This window comes from Bradyrhizobium sp., assembly GCF_030693485.1.
Taxonomy (GTDB): Bacteria; Pseudomonadota; Alphaproteobacteria; order Rhizobiales; family Xanthobacteraceae; genus Bradyrhizobium.
Genome location: NZ_JAUYAN010000180.1, coordinates 38,560 through 56,243, shown reverse-complemented (window position 1 = coordinate 56,243; position 17,684 = coordinate 38,560). Strand labels below are relative to the sequence as shown.

Annotated in this window: 21 protein-coding genes; 9 read left to right on the top strand and 12 right to left on the bottom strand. The window is 61.5% G+C overall.

Going from position 1 to position 17,684, the window contains the following annotated elements; translation table 11 throughout:
• Nucleotides 1–79: 79 nt before the first annotated feature.
• The 3 genes from Q8N40_RS13440 to Q8N40_RS13430 all read left to right on the top strand — a co-directional run bounded on the left by Q8N40_RS13440 (nucleotide 80) and on the right by Q8N40_RS13430 (nucleotide 2,641).
• Nucleotides 80–1,771 (top strand): ShlB/FhaC/HecB family hemolysin secretion/activation protein, encoded by a 1,692-nt coding sequence (locus tag Q8N40_RS13440; RefSeq protein WP_305712159.1) that lies wholly within the window; start codon nucleotides 80–82, stop codon nucleotides 1,769–1,771.
• 223 nt (nucleotides 1,772–1,994) lie between these two features.
• Entirely contained in the window at nucleotides 1,995–2,180 is a 186-nt protein-coding gene (locus Q8N40_RS13435; RefSeq protein WP_305321269.1) for a hypothetical protein, read from the top strand.
• Between the two features lie 131 nt (nucleotides 2,181–2,311).
• Nucleotides 2,312–2,641, top strand: coding sequence for a hypothetical protein (locus tag Q8N40_RS13430; RefSeq protein WP_305712158.1), 330 nt, complete (start codon nucleotides 2,312–2,314; stop codon nucleotides 2,639–2,641).
• A gap of 45 nt (nucleotides 2,642–2,686) precedes the next feature.
• On the opposite strand, the gene Q8N40_RS13425 is transcribed toward Q8N40_RS13430, so the two are convergent.
• Nucleotides 2,687–2,947: a hypothetical protein gene (locus tag Q8N40_RS13425; protein ID WP_305321271.1), complete on the bottom strand. Its 261-nt coding sequence runs from the start codon at nucleotides 2,945–2,947 to the stop codon at nucleotides 2,687–2,689.
• Between the two features lie 63 nt (nucleotides 2,948–3,010).
• Between Q8N40_RS13425 and Q8N40_RS13420 the strand changes: the two genes are divergently transcribed.
• A complete protein-coding gene (locus Q8N40_RS13420) occupies nucleotides 3,011–3,949 on the top strand; it encodes a 2-keto-4-pentenoate hydratase (protein WP_305712157.1) in 939 nt (312 codons plus the stop codon).
• Between the two features lie 34 nt (nucleotides 3,950–3,983).
• On the opposite strand, the gene Q8N40_RS13415 is transcribed toward Q8N40_RS13420, so the two are convergent.
• The 4 genes from Q8N40_RS13415 to Q8N40_RS13400 all read right to left on the bottom strand — a co-directional run bounded on the left by Q8N40_RS13415 (nucleotide 3,984) and on the right by Q8N40_RS13400 (nucleotide 7,231).
• Nucleotides 3,984–4,337 carry a phasin gene (locus Q8N40_RS13415; RefSeq protein WP_305321273.1) on the bottom strand — a complete coding sequence of 118 codons (354 nt, stop codon included), beginning with the start codon at nucleotides 4,335–4,337 and terminating at the stop codon, nucleotides 3,984–3,986.
• 183 nt (nucleotides 4,338–4,520) lie between these two features.
• Nucleotides 4,521–5,651 carry an alpha-hydroxy acid oxidase gene (locus tag Q8N40_RS13410; protein WP_371135697.1) on the bottom strand — a complete coding sequence of 377 codons (1,131 nt, stop codon included), beginning with the start codon at nucleotides 5,649–5,651 and terminating at the stop codon, nucleotides 4,521–4,523.
• A gap of 355 nt (nucleotides 5,652–6,006) precedes the next feature.
• The gene (locus Q8N40_RS13405) at nucleotides 6,007–6,189 is read right to left on the bottom strand and encodes a hypothetical protein (protein ID WP_305320654.1); all 183 of its coding nucleotides are present in this window, start codon (nucleotides 6,187–6,189) and stop codon (nucleotides 6,007–6,009) included.
• Nucleotides 6,190–6,214: 25 nt separating this feature from the next.
• Nucleotides 6,215–7,231, bottom strand: coding sequence for a GlxA family transcriptional regulator (locus Q8N40_RS13400; protein WP_305712155.1), 1,017 nt, complete (start codon nucleotides 7,229–7,231; stop codon nucleotides 6,215–6,217).
• Nucleotides 7,232–7,294: 63 nt separating this feature from the next.
• Between Q8N40_RS13400 and Q8N40_RS13395 the strand changes: the two genes are divergently transcribed.
• Genes Q8N40_RS13395 through Q8N40_RS13380 form a run of 4 tightly spaced genes read left to right on the top strand, consistent with a single transcriptional unit; the run spans nucleotide 7,295 to nucleotide 10,399 of the window.
• The gene (locus tag Q8N40_RS13395; RefSeq protein WP_305712154.1) at nucleotides 7,295–8,008 is read left to right on the top strand and encodes a hypothetical protein; all 714 of its coding nucleotides are present in this window, start codon (nucleotides 7,295–7,297) and stop codon (nucleotides 8,006–8,008) included.
• Nucleotides 8,008–9,300, top strand: a complete 1,293-nt coding sequence (locus tag Q8N40_RS13390) for an MFS transporter (protein WP_305712153.1) — start codon at nucleotides 8,008–8,010, stop codon at nucleotides 9,298–9,300. Before Q8N40_RS13395 ends, Q8N40_RS13390 begins: the two co-directional genes overlap by 1 nt.
• 26 nt (nucleotides 9,301–9,326) lie before the next feature.
• Nucleotides 9,327–10,082, top strand: a complete 756-nt coding sequence (locus tag Q8N40_RS13385) for a YqcI/YcgG family protein (RefSeq protein WP_305712152.1) — start codon at nucleotides 9,327–9,329, stop codon at nucleotides 10,080–10,082.
• On the top strand, nucleotides 10,079–10,399 hold the full coding sequence (locus tag Q8N40_RS13380) for a cupin domain-containing protein (protein WP_305320649.1): 321 nt from the start codon (nucleotides 10,079–10,081) through the stop codon (nucleotides 10,397–10,399). The genes Q8N40_RS13385 and Q8N40_RS13380 overlap by 4 nt, the downstream gene beginning before the upstream one ends.
• A gap of 30 nt (nucleotides 10,400–10,429) precedes the next feature.
• On the opposite strand, the gene Q8N40_RS13375 is transcribed toward Q8N40_RS13380, so the two are convergent.
• The 7 genes from Q8N40_RS13375 to Q8N40_RS13345 form a co-directional block, all read right to left on the bottom strand.
• Complete coding sequence (locus Q8N40_RS13375; RefSeq protein ID WP_305320648.1) at nucleotides 10,430–10,615, bottom strand: hypothetical protein; 186 nt, start codon at nucleotides 10,613–10,615, stop codon at nucleotides 10,430–10,432.
• A gap of 376 nt (nucleotides 10,616–10,991) precedes the next feature.
• Entirely contained in the window at nucleotides 10,992–12,251 is a 1,260-nt protein-coding gene (locus tag Q8N40_RS13370; RefSeq protein WP_305320657.1) for a CaiB/BaiF CoA-transferase family protein, read from the bottom strand.
• A 275-nt stretch (nucleotides 12,252–12,526) separates the two neighbouring features.
• Entirely contained in the window at nucleotides 12,527–13,846 is a 1,320-nt protein-coding gene (locus Q8N40_RS13365; protein ID WP_305320647.1) for a TRAP transporter large permease, read from the bottom strand.
• Nucleotides 13,843–14,358: a TRAP transporter small permease gene (locus Q8N40_RS13360; RefSeq protein ID WP_305712151.1), complete on the bottom strand. Its 516-nt coding sequence runs from the start codon at nucleotides 14,356–14,358 to the stop codon at nucleotides 13,843–13,845. The genes Q8N40_RS13365 and Q8N40_RS13360 overlap by 4 nt, the downstream gene beginning before the upstream one ends.
• Before the next feature lie 78 nt (nucleotides 14,359–14,436).
• Nucleotides 14,437–15,435, bottom strand: coding sequence for a TRAP transporter substrate-binding protein (locus Q8N40_RS13355; protein ID WP_305712150.1), 999 nt, complete (start codon nucleotides 15,433–15,435; stop codon nucleotides 14,437–14,439).
• A gap of 232 nt (nucleotides 15,436–15,667) precedes the next feature.
• On the bottom strand, nucleotides 15,668–16,213 hold the full coding sequence (locus Q8N40_RS13350; RefSeq protein WP_305712149.1) for a DUF6456 domain-containing protein: 546 nt from the start codon (nucleotides 16,211–16,213) through the stop codon (nucleotides 15,668–15,670).
• A gap of 50 nt (nucleotides 16,214–16,263) precedes the next feature.
• The gene (locus Q8N40_RS13345) at nucleotides 16,264–16,776 is read right to left on the bottom strand and encodes a GcrA family cell cycle regulator (RefSeq protein WP_305712148.1); all 513 of its coding nucleotides are present in this window, start codon (nucleotides 16,774–16,776) and stop codon (nucleotides 16,264–16,266) included.
• Between the two features lie 161 nt (nucleotides 16,777–16,937).
• Here Q8N40_RS13345 and Q8N40_RS13340 point away from each other — a divergent pair, with 161 nt between their 5' ends.
• The gene (locus Q8N40_RS13340; protein ID WP_305712191.1) at nucleotides 16,938–17,576 is read left to right on the top strand and encodes an XRE family transcriptional regulator; all 639 of its coding nucleotides are present in this window, start codon (nucleotides 16,938–16,940) and stop codon (nucleotides 17,574–17,576) included.
• The last annotated feature ends 108 nt before the right edge of the window (nucleotides 17,577–17,684 follow it).

Sequence of the window (17,684 nt, the reverse complement as noted above, 5' to 3'; positions counted from 1 at the left end):
GAACTACGGATATGCGGCGCCGTCAGCGAGCGGACGCCGGGGGACTGGTCTCGCCCGCTCCGCCCTTGCCGCTTTTCTGATGCAGGCTGTCATCGTCCCAGACCCGGCAACGGCGCAGCAGGCCAGCCAGCCGGGCTTCGACCCCCGGCAGACCGAAAAACGTTTCGACGCGTTGCAATCCGAGCAGGCCGCGGCCGCCGCCCGGTCCGGCGTGCAAATCCCACGTGTATCGCGCGCGGAGGCGCCTGCGGATTCCACACCGCTGGTCGTTCTCCGTAAGGTTTCGTTAACCGGCGCCAGCGCAATTCCGCACGAAGATATCGCAAGGACCTATCAACCTTACCTCGAAAAAAAGGTCTCGCAGGCCGACCTCGCGGCGATCGCCTCGGCGGTCAGCGACCTCTACCGCGCGGCCGGATTTCACCTGAGCCGTGCCATCGTGCCGCCCCAGAACATTCAGGGTGGCCATGTCCGCCTTCAGGTGATCGAAGGCGGCATCACGGAAGTGGCGTTTAAGGGCGACGGCGCCGAGCAATTCGGCGTGCGGCCCCTGCTCGGCCCGGTGCTGGCCGAACAGCCGTCGCGCTTGACGACGCTGGAACGGCAATTGTTACTTATCAATGGTCGGCCGGGCGTGCGCGTCACCGATACCGAACTCGAAGAGATCGGCCTCGGCAGCGGGCGCTTTCGCCTCGTCGTTCATCTGAAAACCTGGCGCATCTTCACTTCGTTCGGGATTGATAATCTCGGCTCGTCGTCGGTCGGTCCCTGGCAGACCTATGCGGCGGGCGCGTTCAATTCCTACCTCGCACCCGGCGACGTGCTCGCGGTCAACCTTTCGACCATCACCAACGATCCGCGCCAACTGGCGTTCGGCCGGCTGTCCTATGACGTGCCTGTCGGCACCGACGGAGCGCAGCTTGGTGCGTCCATGCTATATAGCGAGGTCCGGCCCGGCGACATCCGCCGCCTGGACAACGACGTCACTACGACCGAGTCATTCGAGGTGCGCGGCAGCGTCGTCCCGCTGCAAGCGCAAAAATCGACTCTGACGGTCACCGGAGCGCTGGCCTTTACCAACGTCACCGAGAAGGACGTCTTTGGCGCGTTCTATATGGATCACATTCGCACCATCCGCCTGACCGCAGACTACCGGTTGCAAGACGATTTCGGCGGCACGAATTATCTGACGGCGACATGGCGTCAGGGTCTCGACGTCTTCGGCGCCTCGCGCTCGGGCGATTTTCTTGTGTCCCGCGACGGCGCATCCAGCACGTTCTCGGTGCTGAACCTCGGCTTCACACGGTACCAGACGCTGTCCGATGCATGGTCGGTGAAGCTGTCAGGGGCCGGCCAGCTTGCCTCCGGCCCGTTGTTCACCTCGCAGCAGTTCTATTTGGGCGGGGCGGTCTTCGGGCGCGGCTACGGCAGCGCCGCGATCAGCGGCGACAACGCCATGGCCGGTTCGTTCGAATTGCGTTTCGATCAGAAGCTCACTTTCAAATATCTGACGGGCTATCAGTTCTACGGCTTCGTCGATGCCGGAACCGCCTGGAATCACGGATACAGCTACACCGATGGTTTTGCACTCACCTCTGTCGGTCTTGGCGCTCGGCTCTTCCTGGGCAACGATCTGCGGGCGGACATCGCAGTGGCCGCGCCACTGAACTATCGCGCGCTCGACAACACGACGCGCAGCGCACGCGTGCTGTTTTCGCTGTCGAACTCCTTCAAGCTCTGTCCCGAAAGAGCGCTGGCGCAATGCCTGTAAGTCGGACGGATACCGGCACGTCCGCTCCGCCTCCAACCATCGTTGAATCGGCTTTGGCCGGACCATCCGTTCCGAACAATTTGTCGCCTTGTTGAAGCAAATTTTCGCGAAAATTCCACGCCTCGATGTCACGGCTGCTTAAACCTTGAGCCACAGGATATGCGGCTCCTGCGCGGAATGATTGCGCGGACTCTGCCAGGGAAAACAGCTCCGGGGTGTCTCCATGTACTTTGTGGCCGCCGTACTGGCGATCTTGTCTGCCTTGTTCTATGCCGCCGGTAATCAGGAAATTGGCACGCTTGGCGTCGAAATGTGCCGATATGGCAGCACGTTCTGTCGGAGTCCAACTTACGTTCTGGCGGGCGCCATTCTCGCTGCCCTGTGGGGTGCATTTGTCAGCGTCCGCTGAGGGATGGTCATGCCTGCGGGAAAACAGAAGCCCGGGGCGTGACGCGGCACGGGTGGCGAAAAAACCGGCTTGATTAATCCCCCGCTTTTTGCTGGAATCAGGCCCGGGTGAGGTGCGTAATGAAGTGGGTAATGGAGCGCGATCTCTTAATCGCGCAAACAATGGCATTTGTGCAGGCTGTCACCGGGAAGAAGCCGGAGGCTGATGTTCAGGTTGAGCCGCCCGCTTCCCTCGTGTCCCCCGTGGTTTTTGAAACGCTTGAATCGCCGGTTGAAGTCGCGGACCCCCCGCGCAGATTACCCGTTGCCCGGAGCCCCATTCGCGAAGAAATTGAAGGCAGGGTCGCGGCTTTTCGCGCCCATCAGCAGCGCTTCGATCGGGAACGCGACAAGCATTTCAATTCCGTATTGACCGGAATTCGCGCTGCGATCACGGACCCGTCCAGGGGGCCGTCGCCGTAAGCCCGGCGATCGACAGAGCGAAGCGCCACAGCGTCGGCAGGGAACTCACCGGTCCGCATCCTCATTGGCGTACTCATCGGGCACCTGCCCAAACCGGCGCAGCACCAACCTGTGGTTGAATTTGCCCTGCTCGAAATCGCTGGTACGGCTGAACGCTATGGCTCCGGCGTGACCGAACAGTTTCCACTGCCCTTGCGCCGTTTGGATCGCGAGGGCGGGACTTGCGCAGTCAACGGTTTCACTCGGAACAAGCCCGCCATCAACGAGATCGAAAGCCAATGCAATGAACTGAGTGATTTCAGCCATGAATGCCCGCCTTGGAGTTTCCTCACCGATCGCTCTATCTAGCTGATTATCGAGCCCATTGCATTGGCGCTGGCGAACAGCGTAGTCCTTTGGCAGGGAGAGGCTGCAGGCAGAGCCCGTCACCGGCCAGAAGAAAAGCCGGCGCGGGCCGCATCGGTAAGGAGTAAGTTGCCGCAAATGGATCAAAACGAAAGTGACGAAACTCGAGAATCCATAGCGGACGATGCCTTCGTCGCGCTGGTCGGCAGCCGGCAAATCTCACCCTTCTCCTCGAAGCCCGGTGGCCTGAGCGTCGATGACGCCTACCGTGTAACGCCGCGGATTCGACGACTATACGAGGCAGGCGGCGCCAGGGTGATGGGGCGAAAAATTGGTTTCACCAATCGCACGATCTGGCCGGAATATGGCGTCTATGCCCCGATCTGGGGCTATGTGTTCGACCGCAGCCTGCACGCCCTCACCGCTCTCGACACGCTGCCCCTGGGCTCATTTTCCGAACCGCGCATCGAGCCCGAAATCGTGTTCGGCCTTTCGGCTGCGCCCTCCGCATGGATGGACGAGACGGCTTTGTCGTCGTGCATCGAATGGGTCGCACTCGGCTTCGAGATCGTGCAGTCGATCTTTCCGGGGTGGAAGTTCTCCGCGGCTGATACGATTGCAGCCAACGGGTTGCATGGGGCACTCCTGATCGGGCCGCGCCATCCGTTTGCGCCGCGCGCAACGGAGTGGCAACGGACGCTGCCGGCATTCCAGATCGATCTGAATTGCGGCGGTCGGCTGATCGACCGGGGCCATGCCGACAACGTGCTGGGCGGCCCGCTTTCGGCGCTGCGCCACCTTGCGGGATTGTTGGCGAACGACCCGCTCAATCCGCCGCTAGCCGCCGGCGAGATCATCAGCACCGGCACGCTGACAAGGGCCATGCCGGTGGCGGCCGGGGAGGTCTGGAGCGCCGCGCCAGCCGGAATTGCGCTGGACGAAATTCGCGTTCGCTTTGGCTGAGCGCGTCAGGCCGGGATCCGCCCGGGAATAGCGGTTAGAACTTGCCTTTCGACGCATCCTTCGCGGCCGACATCACGCCGCCGGTGATCTGTCTCATATGCTCGCCGGCATTGGTGAACTGGCTCCTCAGGAATTCCGACTGAATTCGCATCGCCTCCTGGAGATCGGTTGCATGAACCAGCTTTCGTGCATGATCGAACGCAGCCTTCATGTTCTGTTCGGTGAACGACAGCGCCTGCCTGGACATCTCCGTTCCCGGGCTCGGAACCGACGCCATCGACTTGCCCGCGGCATCGAAAAACATCCCGAAGGCCTTTTCCGCCTGGTCGATGGTTTTTTCGGCCAGTTCGCGCAATTCGGTCGGGACTTCCAGTTTCGGTTCAATCATTCCGCCATCCTCCGGTTTGGGCCGAGAATTATCACATTTCCGCAGCGACGTCTTTGCAGAGTTTGGCCGGACCGCCGGACAGCGGCGTGACCGGCTTTACCGGACTGGGCCTTGCTGAGAGGAAAAACCGTCCGGCTTAAGCCAAAAAATCGAGCCTTTCCGCGTAGCCCGCGAGAACTGCTCTCAATAATGGTAAGGCTCAATATCCAGCAGGGGGAAAGCGCTGAGCACATGGGGAGGATTGGTCGGCGTCCCCTGGTGTAGATAGGCCTTGTCGAGTTCGGCGAAACTGGTGACGCCAAGCAGCCCAAGGCACCGCATCACCTCGTCCTCCAGCAGTTCCAGCATGCGCACGACCCCGGCCTCACCGGCAGCCGCAAGCGCCCAGCATTGCAGGCGGCCGATACCGACGAGATCTGCGCCCATCGCGATCGCCTTGACGATATCGGTGCCGCGACAGAACGAACCGTCGACCATGATTTTTGCCCGACCGCCGACCGCAGCGACGATCTCGGGCAGAACCTGCATGGCGCCGCGGCCATGATCGAGCTGACGCCCGCCGTGGTTCGACACGTAGATCCACTCGACCCCATGATCGAGCGCGATGGCTGCGTCTTCCGCGGTCGCGATCCCCTTGATCACCAGCGGAATCCTGAATTTGTCCTTGATCAGCTTCACGGTGCGCCACTCCAGTCCCTTCTGGAAGTCGCCCCCGGTGGCGCGAACCCGGCTGGCACGGACGTAGCGCTTGGCAATATCGCGTTCGCGCCGGCTGTAATGCGCGGTATCGACGGTCAGGCAGAATGCAGCATATCCGTTCGCGATCGCGCGGCTGACACAATCCTCGACGAAGGCATCGCCGCCGCGAACGTAGAGTTGAAACATGCGCAGGGCATCCGGCGCGGCTTCGGCGACCCCCTCGAGGCCAGGTTCTGACACCGAACTCAACATATGCGCGGCACCGAATGTACCGGCCCCACGTGCCACGGCCGCGCCGGCGTCGGGATTGAATATCTCCAGCGCGCCGACCGGTGCCAGCACGACCGGCAATCGCAACTTGCGGCCGAACACCTCGACGGAGGTGTCGACATTGGTGACGTTGCGCAATACGCGTGGGCGAAATGCAATCTCGTCCAGAGCCATGCGGTTGCGCCGCATGGTGGTCTCGGTCTCGGCGGCCCCGACAATATAGTCCCAGGCATTCTGATTGAGATTCGCCCGTGCTCTGCGGATGAACTCGTGAAGGTTCTGGTACTCTTCGCCGCTCGCGCCGAGTTCGGCGGCCATCGGTTGAATGGGCGTCCCGTCATTCATGGTGTTTCGCTCCCCTTTTGGGGAACAATAGCCGCTGCGGACGGACTGGGAAAGCTGCCTGTCCTGTCGGCATCCTGTCTTTGCAGGAGTTGCATGCACCTACCCACGTCAACAGGCTCCCGATCCTGGACGTCGACGATCAGTCGCTGGTCTATTCGAGGCCGAGACGATAGCTAACCCGTCATCGGCTGGCGATTTGCATTGGTGCTGAGTGGAAAATTCCGCCCCCGGATACCTGCGATGCGATCAGGAATGCAGCCATGACGGCTGGTACGCTGATGAACCTCAAGAATTGATCCACGGAAAGCATCGGTGTCGTCCCCCCAGACAGAAAAGCCAGCGACAGCCGCCAGCTTCAGTTCTCGCCCTGCATCGCCTGATCGCCGATCAAAATCTGATCCGTGTAGGCTGCCCCGGAGATCGTAAGCAGCGCCAGAATCGAAATGACGGCCAAGGTTTTCATGGCGACATGGTTGATTTCGATTGTGGCGAAAAATGTCAGACGTTGGCGCATTTTCGAGACGAACCGGGGAAACATCGTGTCTGCCGCAGCAAGTGTCCGATCAGCCCGAAAAGCGGTTTCGATATTCCGAAGGCGATATACCGAGGTGCCGGATGAATGCCCGCCGCATCCGTTCGTCATCGCCGAAGCCTGCCCGCCGCGCCACGTCGACCACGCCGCGGATCTCGCTGCTTTCCAGCAGCAGCCGCGCGGTCTCCACGCGCAGCGCCTCTACCCCGCTTGCCGGCGTCATTCCTGTACGACTGGCATAGGCACGCGCGAAGGTTCGAGGGCTCATGCCGGCCTTTTCGGCGAGCGTTTCAACCTTGAGATCGCCGGCGATGTTTTCAATGATCCAGGCGTGCAGCGCACTGAAACGTCCCTCGACGTCGGAGGCCTGCGCCGCCAGCACTGTTGAGAACTGGCTTTGGCCACCGGGGCGTTTGAGAAACACCACCAGCCGGCGCGCGACGTCGAGCGCAGTGGTATGGCCAAAATCCTCCTCGATCATGGCGAGCGCGAGGTCGATGCCTGCGCTGACGCCGGCCGAGGTCCAGACCCGCCCGTCCTTGACAAAAATCGCATTCGGTTCGACGCGGATTTTTGGAAACCCGTCCGCCAGTCTTGGACAGTAGCGCCAATGCGTCGCGGCGCGTTTGCCGTCCAGCGCGCCGGTCCAGGCCAGTGCGAATGCTCCAAGACAGACGGACGCCACGCGCCGGGCCCTGGGCAGCACCTCTGAAATCCAATCCATCAGGATAACGTCCTGCCGCAACGCCCAGATTCCCGGGCCGCCCGGGATCACCAGGGTATCGACCTGGTTCGGCCGAATGCTGGAAATCGGGGCGGTATCGATCATCATCCCGACGTCGGTCGGCACTAATCCACCTGATGTCGAGAGGTACGACAGCGAGTAGCTCGGCGCGGGCAGTTCGATCGCCGGCAGTTCCGCGAACACCTGCGCCGGGCCTGAAATATCGAGCAGGGTCACCCCGGGAAACGCAACGATCGCCACGCGCCTTGCCGCGGCTTTTTCGCGCGGCTCCGGCCGCCGGGGGGTGGCAGATTTCGAGGGCATATTGTCCTTTAAGCCATTCGAGGCTCGCCTGTATAGCTCGCTCAGATAGCTGGGGTGTCGGATATGTCGCAAGAACTGCGCCGCCAATACGGAACCATCAAATCGCCCTGGCCCGATTACGCGGTCTACAGTTTCCCGGATGCGACGCGGGTCAGCCCCGCCGAACAACGGCCGTTGATGGATGCGATGAACAACATCATCGCCGTCAACTGGCAGGCGACGGAGCCGCATTGGACGCCGGCCGCCTCGCCGTTCGACAGGAAATTCAGCCTCATTCTGGTCTACGGCGCTTCCGGACTGGTGGCGTTTTCGGTCTATCGCAAGCTGCGGATCGCAGGGCAACCGGCCATCTATCGCAGTGGCACCGAAGTGCTTCCGGTCCATCAGGGCCGCGGCCTCTACGGGTTTTTTACCACCGAGATCCTGAGGTCTTCGGGCGGCGCTGCCAGCGACGACGGACGCATCTTCTACGGATGGCGCACGCGCAATCCCATCGTGTGGGCGGCAAACGCCAGGATCTGCGAGAAAGTTACGCCCTCGCTGCTCAGCGGCGTCGAGGACGATACGCTGCGGGCGGCCTGCGTCGAAATGTGTGCCTTGCTCTATCCCGGCAAGCTTCTCGAAATGCCCGGCATGATCATGCGCGGCGCCTACGGCCATATCAAACATCACCGTCAGACCTATCACGGCGCGGCGTCGCAGGTTGATGAAGCGATGCAGCGTATCATCCCGAACTCGGCGGATGCGCTGTTCTCGGTCGGCCGCGTGAGGGTCTGATGGCATTGACGGAGCAACACGCCGTACTCGCCCCGGCTGTTCGCCCGACGGATCGCGCCTATCTGGCGTGGGCGGCGGTGGCCACCGCCTACGCGATCGCGTTCCTGCAACGAGTCGCGCCGCAATCGGTCAGCCTGGATTTCATGGCGGACTTCTCTACTGACGCCGCCGGTGTCGCGATGCTCGCCTCAAGCTACTTCTGGGGCTACACCTTGATGCAGATTCCGGCCGGAATTCTGGTCGACCGCTTCGGCGTCAAACGCGTGGTGCTATGCAGCATGGCGGCGTCCTCGCTCGGAAGCGCGGCGTTCTCGCTGGCGCCGAACCTGCTCGACGTTTTTGCCGCAAGACTGATCATAGCCTGTGGCGATGCGCTGGTTTTCACTGCGCTCCTGAAGCTTGTCGCGCTCAGTTTCAGGGACGAACGGTTCGGCATGATGTCGGGCATCTCGCAGGTCTCGGGCTATGTCGGCGGCGTGCTGGCGACGACGCCGCTGGCCGCGGCGGTGACGGGCTTCGGCTGGCGCGCGTGCTTTGTCTTTATCGCCTGCGTCGGCGTGGCCAACCTCGCCTTTGCCTCCATCGTCCTCAAGCCGGATCCGGTATCGCACAGCACCCGAACCATGAGGAGCGTGCTCGCCGCCAGCCGGCAGTCGCTGGCGCGATTGGCGAACTGGGGATGCGCCATGACCTTTGCATCCCACTTTGCCGTGGTGACGACGCTGTCGGGCGTATGGGGAATTCCGATGGTGGCGCATTTCTTCAACATTTCCCCGGCGGCCGCCAGCACCCCCCTGCTCACCTTCATGGTCGGCAACGCGATCGGCTCGATCTTCCTCGGTCATATGGCGGACCGGGCAGCCGCAGCGCTCGATAGCGCACTGATCCGCATTTGTCTGCTGCGCATGCTTCTGATCGCGATGTTGCTGCCTCCGATCGCTCATGCGCTGGGCTTTCTGTATGTCACCGTGGTGTTCTCGGTGCTCGGACTGGTCGCTGGCGGGACCGTGCCGCTGGTGCTGAAATGTACCAAGAAGCTCTACACCGCTGATCTGATTGGCGTCGGCGCATCGGTCAACACGACGGCTGCAGGGATTTTCGCAGGCGCCTCGCAACCCATTATCGGGCTTGCCATGGTTAGCGCTAGCCAGCTTGCAGGCACCGGTCACGAGTACGGGGCCGGTTCGGTCAGCGATGCCGGCTACAGCGCGCTGATTGGAATTCTGCTGCTCATGTCGCTGCCGGGCATCGCCGGTCCACTGCTGATGAGGAGCCAGTTGATTGTTCGTTAGCTGCGTTAAATGGAAGAGGGGACAGAATGTCGCGATTGTATTTGAGAAGGGGCGAAGTCGCATCGAGCCACGCGGTGAGTACATGGCAGAGTGTGATGTTCTCGGAATTCGAAGCGCAGATGAGCAGTGAAGCGAGGCCCTTTCCCTGCATTTTCGGCGTCACCGGCTACCGACAGGACCAATTGCGCTATCTGTTTCTCGATCCCTACGACATTGAGGTTCTCGGCGCGCAGCTTGCGTTGTTCGTGGCCGAATCCCGCTCGCACGGGCCGAACACATCGCTGATCGTATTCACCCGGCCGCGGCCGGTGCAGACACTGGACGCCTATCACCGGAAGATGTGGCACACCCTCGACCAGCTGGCGCAGTTCGACAAGAGTCCGTGGCCGGACACCATTCCTGAACAGATCGACCATCCGATGTGGGAGTTCTCGTTTGCGGGTGAACCGATTTTCGTGGTGTGCAGCACACCGGCACATGTGATGCGGCAAAGCCGCCGTTGCAGCGCCTTCACGCTGACGTTTCAGCCGCGCTGGGTGTTTGAAAAGATTCTCGGAACGGAAAAGGCCGCGGCGGCCGCGTTCGCCGAAGTACGCAAGCGGCTTATCCCCTATGACGGCACAGGTCCTTCGCCGCTGCTTGGACGCTACGGCGCCACCGACGGGCGCGAATACCAGCAGTACTTTTTGACGGACGATAACGACACCGAAGCGGGATGTCCGTTTGCCAAGCTCGCGCAGAACAAGATCTCACCAACCAAAGACAGGGAGCAAGCGGCATGACCCAGATCATCGCTGGAACGAAGACGGAATTCGCGATCGACCCCGCTATTCTGGCGTTGCTCCCCGAACAGGGCTGCGTCGAACTGCAGCGCGATGCCGCCGGCAAGATACATCATTTCCACACCCACCCCGTGGATGAGATCCTGGTGATCATCAAGGGCGCACTGAAATTCGAGTGGGAGGGCGGCGAACGCATCTGCCGCCCCGGCGACACCATCCTTCTGCCCGCCGGCACACGGCACCAATCCGAGGCGCTGAATGAGGCGATCTACGCGATCGCCATGCTTCCACCCGCCGCCAATCCGGTCAGCAACTGACGCGACAGGTGTGCGGGAAAGCGAGGGTCTTCAGGACAATGAGGGATCGCTGCCGGCAGGCTCGTCGGCCAGGCGTTCGACCAGCTCGATGATTTCAAAGCGCTGGCCGGGTGCAAGTTTGAGAAAGGCCTTCAACAGCCGCAGGCTTTCGACAGTTTCGCTCGAAGGAGCTCCGAGCCTCTTCTGCAGCTCTGCAACAAACGTGGGATCTTTCATCTCGCACCTTCAATGAGGAACATGAATGACATATCCAGGCAAACGTGAAGGCTTGGCCCGAAAGGTCGATACGGCGGCACAAGAGGCTGAGCGTCTCGGCTTGACTACGGCTACATTGATACTTCGGATGGCTCGGCTGGAGATTGACCGCGCCGAACCCGACGAAGTTGAAAGTATGCCAAGGAACAACCCGCGCGGCAAGCCGAACTGAGGGTCGAAAATCGTCCGCAAAAGGCCAGGTTGCGCCAGATCGGGCTCCGGCGTGGCCCGGGGCCGGTGGGATTTGTCCAAAATTGCACACCCTGGGCCGCCTTGACGGCGGCCTCGATACGTCCTGCTTTTGGGATCCACGGCAAATGGCCGTTGGCGACCCCCCTCAGCCAACGTTTCGCATCGCCCCAAAAGCCCCCTTCTCGGCGAGCGCCGCGATGTGGGCATCGTCATAGCCGAGCGTCTTGCGCAGGACCTCCCTAGTATGCTCGCCCAGCATCGGTGCTGCAATGGGATCGGCGACCGGAGTCAAACCGAGGCTGATCGGCTGCTCGATGTGGGGCACGGTGCCCGCAGCCCGGTGCGGGATCTGGCTGACGCGATGGCGCTCGCGTACCTCCGGTGAGTTGAACGCTTCCTCGACGGTGCGGAGATAGCCGACCGGAATATTGGCCGACTTCATTTTGCTCACCCAACTTTCCCGGCTGTCTCCGGCAAAAATCCCCCTGAGAATCGCGCGCAGCTTGTCCTTGTTGGCCGTCCGCGCACGCCGGTCGGCGAACTCGCCGCTGGCGAGGTCGGGTCGGCCGAGCACGTCAACGACGAGTCGGCGATACAGCCGGTCGTTGGCGCAAGCGATATAAAACGGCGCATCGGCGGCATCGTAGAGCCCGACCGAGGGAGACCCGTTCGGCGAATTACCCTGACGGGCGAAATTCTCGCCGGTCATCAAATGGGCCATGCCGTAAAATCCCGTCATCCCCAAGGCCACGTCGAACAACGCCACCTCAACCTGCTGCCCGCGGCCGAGTCGATCGCGGGCCACCAGCGCCAGCAGGATCGCATTGCAGGCCGACATGCCCGTCACCATGTCGATCGCGGGCGGTCCGGTTCGCACCGGCGGACCGTCCGGAAAGCCGTTCAGCGACATGAAACCGCTTTCGGCCTGCGTGATCGGATCAAATCCAGGGCGGGAGGCAAACGGTCCCTGGCGGCCATAGGCCGAGATCGAGCAATAGACCAGCCGGGGATTGGCCGGCGCCACCGACGCATAGTCGAGGCCATACTTTTTCATGACGCTGGCGGAGAAATTTTCTACCACCACATCGGCCCGTGCGATCAGTTCGCGCGCGACCTCGCACGCTGCCGGGTTGGTAAAATCGAGAACGATGCCGCGCTTGTTGCGATTCAGACTGATAAACGCGGCACTTTCTCCGGCGAGATCGGCGTGCTCATAGCTCCGCGTATCGTCGCCACCATCCGGATTCTCGATCTTGATGACCTCGGCGCCGAAATCGGCAAGTGTTTGCGTGCAGGCCGGCCCGGCGACGACGCGGGTGAAATCCACCACCAGCAGCCCGTCAAGTGCGGTCGGCACATCCTTCGCGCGTGGCGTGCGATCCGGTAAATGCGGTCTGGCGGTCATTCGGTTGGTCCCAATAGTTTCGAAGAGCTGACGATTGATAGCGCGGGCGCGCATGGCTGCGCAATCAACCCTGGCGCATGGATGCCCCGCTCCCGCATCTCCGCCGCAAACAATCGCGAAAAGACCGGCGATCTTGCGTCCCTGGCCCCGGCATAGCGTCCGTTCGGCGGTGCACCGCAGGGCCAGGGTAGAAAATCGCGAAAACAACCCCATGCAATGAAAAGGGGCCTCGGGCTCGCAGCGCCCATGATTCAGACGATCCCGCCGGGCTGCCGCTATTTCAGCATATCCGGAACGATCAGGCGCGGCAGAAAAAGCGACACCTCCGGCCAGACGATCAGCGCCGCCAGCACCAGCAGCATCGGTATCAGCATGATCACCGTGTCCTTGAGGGCATAACGCAGCCGCACGCCGGCGATCGAGCACGCGATCATGAGACACAAGCCGTATGGCGGCGTCACCAGTCCGAAGGCCAGCGAAACGATCGAGATGATGGCAAATTGCACGGGGTGCAGATCGACCGACCTCGCCAGCGGCTCAAGCACGGTGCCGACGATTACGATCGCCGGAATGGCGTCGAGGAAGCAGCCGACAACCAGAAAGCAGAACGCGATGAAGAAGCCCGCCGCGATCGGTCCCATGCCCCAGGTGGAGACATTCTCCAGCAGCGCCTGCGGAATCTTGTAGTAGGCCAGCAACCACCCAAACGCGCTCGCGGTGCCGATGCAGAACAGCGCGACGCCGGCTAGCCGTCCGGTGTCGAGGAACGCCTTGTAGAGTTCCTTGGCGCCGGTTTCCCGGTAAAAGAACGTCGACAGCGCCATGGAATACAGCACCGCGACGCACGCGGACTCGGTCGCCGTGAACCAGCCGAGCAGGATGCCGCCGACGATAATGAACGGCGTCACCAGCGCCGGAATCGAGCGCCACAGCGAACAGCGCATCTCCACCCAGGTCGATTTCGGATAGGTCGGATAGCCACGGCGGACCGCATAAATATGCACGGTTGCCATCTGCGCGCCTGCGATCAGCAATCCCGGAATGATGCCGGCCAGATACATTGCGGCGATCGATGTCGAGATCAGCCCGCCCCACACGATCATCAAGATCGATGGCGGAATGATGACCGCAAGCACCGCCGACACCGCAGTAATGGCGATCGAAAACGAGAGGTCGTAACCCTCCTTGGTCTGAGCATCGATGAAGATCTTCGACTGGCTCGCCGCATCCGCCGTCGAGGAACCGGAGATGCCGGCGAAGAACACCGAGAGCACGACGTTGATCTGCGCCAGCGACCCCGGCCAATGCCCGACCATCGCGCGCGATAGCGCCACCAGCCGGTCGGTGATGCCGCCGATGCTCATCAGGTTCGCCGTCAACAGGAAGAACGGCACCGACAGCAGGATGAAGGAGTTGTAGGCGTTGAAGGTTTCCTGCGCCAGCATCATCATCGATAGCCGCGGCTCGATCAGCAGGATCGGCAGGCATGCGAGCCCGAGCGCGAAGGCGACCGGCACGCGGATGACGAGTAACGCCACGAAGGTGCCGAACAGAACCATTGCGGCCTGCCCGGCGGAAAGAACGCTACCACTCATCGTGCTGCCCCGAACAAGATCCGCGCTTCATCCACGATCTGTTCGCCCGCAAACGCGATCCAGGTGAAGCCCGCAACCGGCCACGCGACGTGGATCACCCAGAGCGGCAGATCGGCCAGCTCCGAGGTTCGATTCCAGGCGAACCGTGTGAACTCGATACCAGCCCACACGAACACCAGTGCCAGCGCCAGGATGCCGAGGCGCGACAGGATCCGTAGCGCGGCCTCGGACCGCCGCGACAAATCGGGCCAGACATCGACTTCGAAATGCTGCGCCTCCCTGACGCCGACCATCGCCCCGATCATGATGGTCCATACGAACAGGAACCGTGCCATCTCCTCGGTCCAGATGTAGGACGGAATGAAGGGGGTGTAGCGCGAGATGATTTGCAGCGTGACGGGAATGATCAGGATACCGACGCAGGCTCCGAGCAGGATTTCGAGCAATTTGGCATAGCCGGCCGTCACGCGTCGCCACAGCGACGGGTTGGATGGCATCGGTATTTCGGTCATTGGCCCCCGCGAAGTCACAGTCATCAAGCGGGGCAAGCCGCGAGGCTTGCCCCGGTATCTTGTTCGGCGCTTTCCGGTTCAGGCGGCGTTGATCTTTTCAAAGATGGCTTCGGCGCCGATTTCCTTGGCATAGCCGGCCATCACGGGATCGGTGAGCTTCTTCATGGCATCGCGTTCCTCGAACGGAACCCGCTTGAGCTTGCCCGCCTTCTCCAGGGTATCGAGCTTGACGACTTCTTCGCTCGACTCGAGCTGCCGGCCGAAATCGCCGGCCTCCTTGCCCGCCTTCATGATGGCATCCTGCAATTCCTTGGGCAGGGTCTTGAGCGTCTTCACCGAGAAGCAGATCGGGCGGATCGACACCGCGTGCTGGGTCAGATTGAGATGCGGCGCGACTTCGTAGAACTTCATCGCCTCGACCCCGGCGGCCTCGTTCTCGCCGGCCGAGATCACGCCGTTCTGAATGGCATTGTAGACCTCATTATAGGCAATGACCGTCGGAGACATGCCGGCGGCCGCGAACGTCTTCGACCAGATCGGCGCGCCCTGCACGCGTACCTTGAGGCCCTTGATATCGGCAAGGTTCTTGAGCGGCTTGTTGGCGAAGATATTGCGGATGCCACCGCCGGCATAGCCGATCAGCACCACCTCGGCCTTCCCGGCGACTTCGTCGGCGATCGGCGCCAGGATGTTCGCTGCTACGACCTTGTTCATGTGCTCGATGCCTTTGAAGACGAACGGAGCATCGATGAACGGAGCCGCCTTGGCGAAGGTCGACATATGGGCGGGAGAGACGATCCCGTAATCGACCGCCTTGCCTTGCGACATATACTCGAAATACTGCTTTTCGAGACCGAGCGATGAGTTCTTGTGCAGGGTGAAATTGACCGGCTTGCCGTAGTATTTCTTCACCAGCTCTTCGAACCTGACCAGCGCCTTGGTGAAGGCGTGATCGTCGTTGAACTGTACGGCACCGTTGAGCGTAACGGGCGCCTGCGCTTTCAGGATCGATGGCATCCCGAGCGCGCCAGCGGCGGCCGTTGCACCAAGCCCGGCAAGTACTGTTCTGCGCTTCATAGACTTCCTCCCTGATACCCCACCCCTGTGGTCGGGATTTTGGGCATTCCGCGACTGACGGCAGTCGCCTTGCAGCATGCCTGCAAACGCCTAGCGTATGCAAGGGAGGGCGGCGATGGAAGCCAATTTTGACGTGCACATCCCGAAAGGGAATTTTAACGAAACGGAAGCAGCGCTATTGCCAAGCCATTCGGGGTGGGAGGTTTTCGCCAAGTTGCGGTGCACACTGCCGCTACCCCGTCGCAAACCCGTAGATCAACGCCAACCGGTCGAGGCATTCCCGGAACCTGCGTACATAATAGTCCTTCCAGCGCTGGGCGCGCAGTCCGCGCCGTTCCCCGACCTGCTCCATCGTCATGCCCTGGATCAGAACGTCATGCACCAGTGCCGCGCCATCGGCGCCGAGTTCACGCTGCGACCGGTTCAACCTCAACACTGCCTTGCGCTGGGCCTCGGTAATCGGCTCCCGCATAAGACCGCCATCGACATACTCCCTGGTCGGATCGACCGCTTGTGGGCCGCGCTCGGCCCTTTCCCAATCGGCCTGAAAGGCCCGCCCGCTTTGGTATTGCGCCTCATCGACATGGCGATGAGAGTGCATGCGCCCCAGCGGATCGTTGCGGATCGAGCGCAGCGCGACGATCTTGTCGTTCGGCTCCAGACCGAGGGGATCGTCCACTTCAACCGCGGCCACTTCCGCGTTGCGCGGCAGATCGCGGGATCGTCGATCGTGCACCTTGGCGGGATCGTGCGGCTTTCTGCGTCTGGCCCGTGCCATACTTTACTTCTCCATTGGTAGGATTTGATTTGCCGGCCAATCGACAGTGGTCATGCCGCTGTCACCAGCCGCAGGGCGACCGGAACGGCCGCCCGTTCCGAGGCGGAGCCCGGACCACGAGTCAGGTTAAAATGCCCAAGGCAATAGCTCGAGCCTTCGCGCCGCGGATGACCGCAGAAGGTAATGGCCTCGTCCTCGGCGTCGCCGCCATAGGGATACCGACAATCGCCGGCTTCCAGTTCAATCAGCGGCAGATGGCGAGGCAGTATCTGGACGCAGCGGAGCTTGACGCGGCGCGGCCGTTCGGTCGGCTGCGATTCGACAGGGTATTCGCGAGTTTGGTGAGACCTGGACGATTCTGACTGTTGCGGTACCCTCAAGAACCGCTGCGGTCGGTCGAGGGCCGCGAGTCCCATTCGTTTGGCGCGCCCGATCGTGGCACAGCGCGAATAGGCGGTATCGAACCTGGCGTTGATAGCACCTGCAGATTCGGCAAAGGACATGCCTTTGGCAAGGCATTCCCGCAACGCGTCACAATGTTCGGAAGGCCAGTTGATCTGCATTGCCTCTCCCCGATGATTGCGGCGAAGGGTAGGAATCGCCCAAAAAGCGAACTGTATTTTCCGATATACAGAATTTGATGTCAAGCGTTATTTCTGATAATCGCAATTGCCAAGCTTCTGAAATTCGGAAAGTATGGGCGCATCGAAAAAGGAGATGCAGTATGCTGGATGTCAGTCTGATCGAACGGGCGCTGAAAAAGCCGGGCAAGACCAAGGGGGGGCTGGCGGCGGCGATGGGCGTTCGTCCAGGGGCCGTCTCGGAACTCTTTTCTGGGATACGGCTTATCAAGGCGTCGGAAATCCCCCTTATCATCGACTATCTGAATCTGAACTCGGTGCCGATCATGGGCCGGGTCGGCGCCGGTGCCGTGATCGAACCGGAACACGAGCAGGTGCCCCCGGAAGGCCTCGGCGAGGTCGAACTGCCCTTCCCCATCGCGGAGGAAACCGTCGCTTTCGAGGTGTCCGGGGATTCAATGCTGCCGAAATACGAAAACGGCGACATTATCGTGGTTTTCAAGGAGCAGCGGCATCCGGTCTCGAGCTTTTACGGCGAAGAGGCCGTGGTGCGGCTGAAAACCGGGGAGCGCTACCTGAAAACGATCGAGCGCGGCAAATCCGCCGCTCATGTCAATCTCACCAGTTTCAACGCCAAGGCGATCAACGGCGTGAAGCTGGAATGGATCGGCGAGATCTACGTGACCCTGCCAAGAGGCCAGATCCAGCGGCTACGGGCCAAGGCCGCCGCCCGGGCGCGCAAGGCGGCAAAAACCCATGGCGGCCGCGCGCACGAGAAATGATGACACCGCCCAAAGGGATGCGCCGCCCGACTGATTCTCATCGGCGGCGAGCCGGCGAATGCGGTAGACCCGAATCTTTTCTGATTTTATGAATTACAGCTTGACTTC

Bases quoted from the DNA above. Each gene is read 5' to 3' on its own strand.
- Q8N40_RS13355 (WP_305712150.1), bottom strand. From the start codon at position 15,435: ATGAAGCGCAGAACAGTACTTGCCGGGCTTGGTGCAACGGCCGCCGCT.
- Q8N40_RS13370 (WP_305320657.1), bottom strand. From the start codon at position 12,251: ATGACCGCCAGACCGCATTTACCGGATCGCACGCCACGCGCGAAGGAT.
- Q8N40_RS13430 (WP_305712158.1), top strand. From the start codon at position 2,312: ATGGAGCGCGATCTCTTAATCGCGCAAACAATGGCATTTGTGCAGGCT.
- Q8N40_RS13365 (WP_305320647.1), bottom strand. From the start codon at position 13,846: ATGAGTGGTAGCGTTCTTTCCGCCGGGCAGGCCGCAATGGTTCTGTTC.
- Q8N40_RS13375 (WP_305320648.1), bottom strand. From the start codon at position 10,615: ATGAAAGATCCCACGTTTGTTGCAGAGCTGCAGAAGAGGCTCGGAGCT.
- Q8N40_RS13345 (WP_305712148.1), bottom strand. From the start codon at position 16,776: ATGCAGATCAACTGGCCTTCCGAACATTGTGACGCGTTGCGGGAATGC.
- Q8N40_RS13425 (WP_305321271.1), bottom strand. From the start codon at position 2,947: ATGGCTGAAATCACTCAGTTCATTGCATTGGCTTTCGATCTCGTTGAT.
- Q8N40_RS13340 (WP_305712191.1), top strand. From the start codon at position 16,938: ATGCTGGATGTCAGTCTGATCGAACGGGCGCTGAAAAAGCCGGGCAAG.
- Q8N40_RS13405 (WP_305320654.1), bottom strand. From the start codon at position 6,189: ATGTTTCCCCGGTTCGTCTCGAAAATGCGCCAACGTCTGACATTTTTC.
- Q8N40_RS13360 (WP_305712151.1), bottom strand. From the start codon at position 14,358: ATGACCGAAATACCGATGCCATCCAACCCGTCGCTGTGGCGACGCGTG.
- Q8N40_RS13350 (WP_305712149.1), bottom strand. From the start codon at position 16,213: ATGGCACGGGCCAGACGCAGAAAGCCGCACGATCCCGCCAAGGTGCAC.
- Q8N40_RS13410 (WP_371135697.1), bottom strand. From the start codon at position 5,651: ATGAATGACGGGACGCCCATTCAACCGATGGCCGCCGAACTCGGCGCG.
- Q8N40_RS13385 (WP_305712152.1), top strand. From the start codon at position 9,327: ATGTCGCGATTGTATTTGAGAAGGGGCGAAGTCGCATCGAGCCACGCG.
- Q8N40_RS13390 (WP_305712153.1), top strand. From the start codon at position 8,008: ATGGCATTGACGGAGCAACACGCCGTACTCGCCCCGGCTGTTCGCCCG.
- Q8N40_RS13435 (WP_305321269.1), top strand. From the start codon at position 1,995: ATGTACTTTGTGGCCGCCGTACTGGCGATCTTGTCTGCCTTGTTCTAT.
- Q8N40_RS13400 (WP_305712155.1), bottom strand. From the start codon at position 7,231: ATGCCCTCGAAATCTGCCACCCCCCGGCGGCCGGAGCCGCGCGAAAAA.
- Q8N40_RS13395 (WP_305712154.1), top strand. From the start codon at position 7,295: ATGTCGCAAGAACTGCGCCGCCAATACGGAACCATCAAATCGCCCTGG.
- Q8N40_RS13380 (WP_305320649.1), top strand. From the start codon at position 10,079: ATGACCCAGATCATCGCTGGAACGAAGACGGAATTCGCGATCGACCCC.
- Q8N40_RS13440 (WP_305712159.1), top strand. From the start codon at position 80: ATGCAGGCTGTCATCGTCCCAGACCCGGCAACGGCGCAGCAGGCCAGC.
- Q8N40_RS13415 (WP_305321273.1), bottom strand. From the start codon at position 4,337: ATGATTGAACCGAAACTGGAAGTCCCGACCGAATTGCGCGAACTGGCC.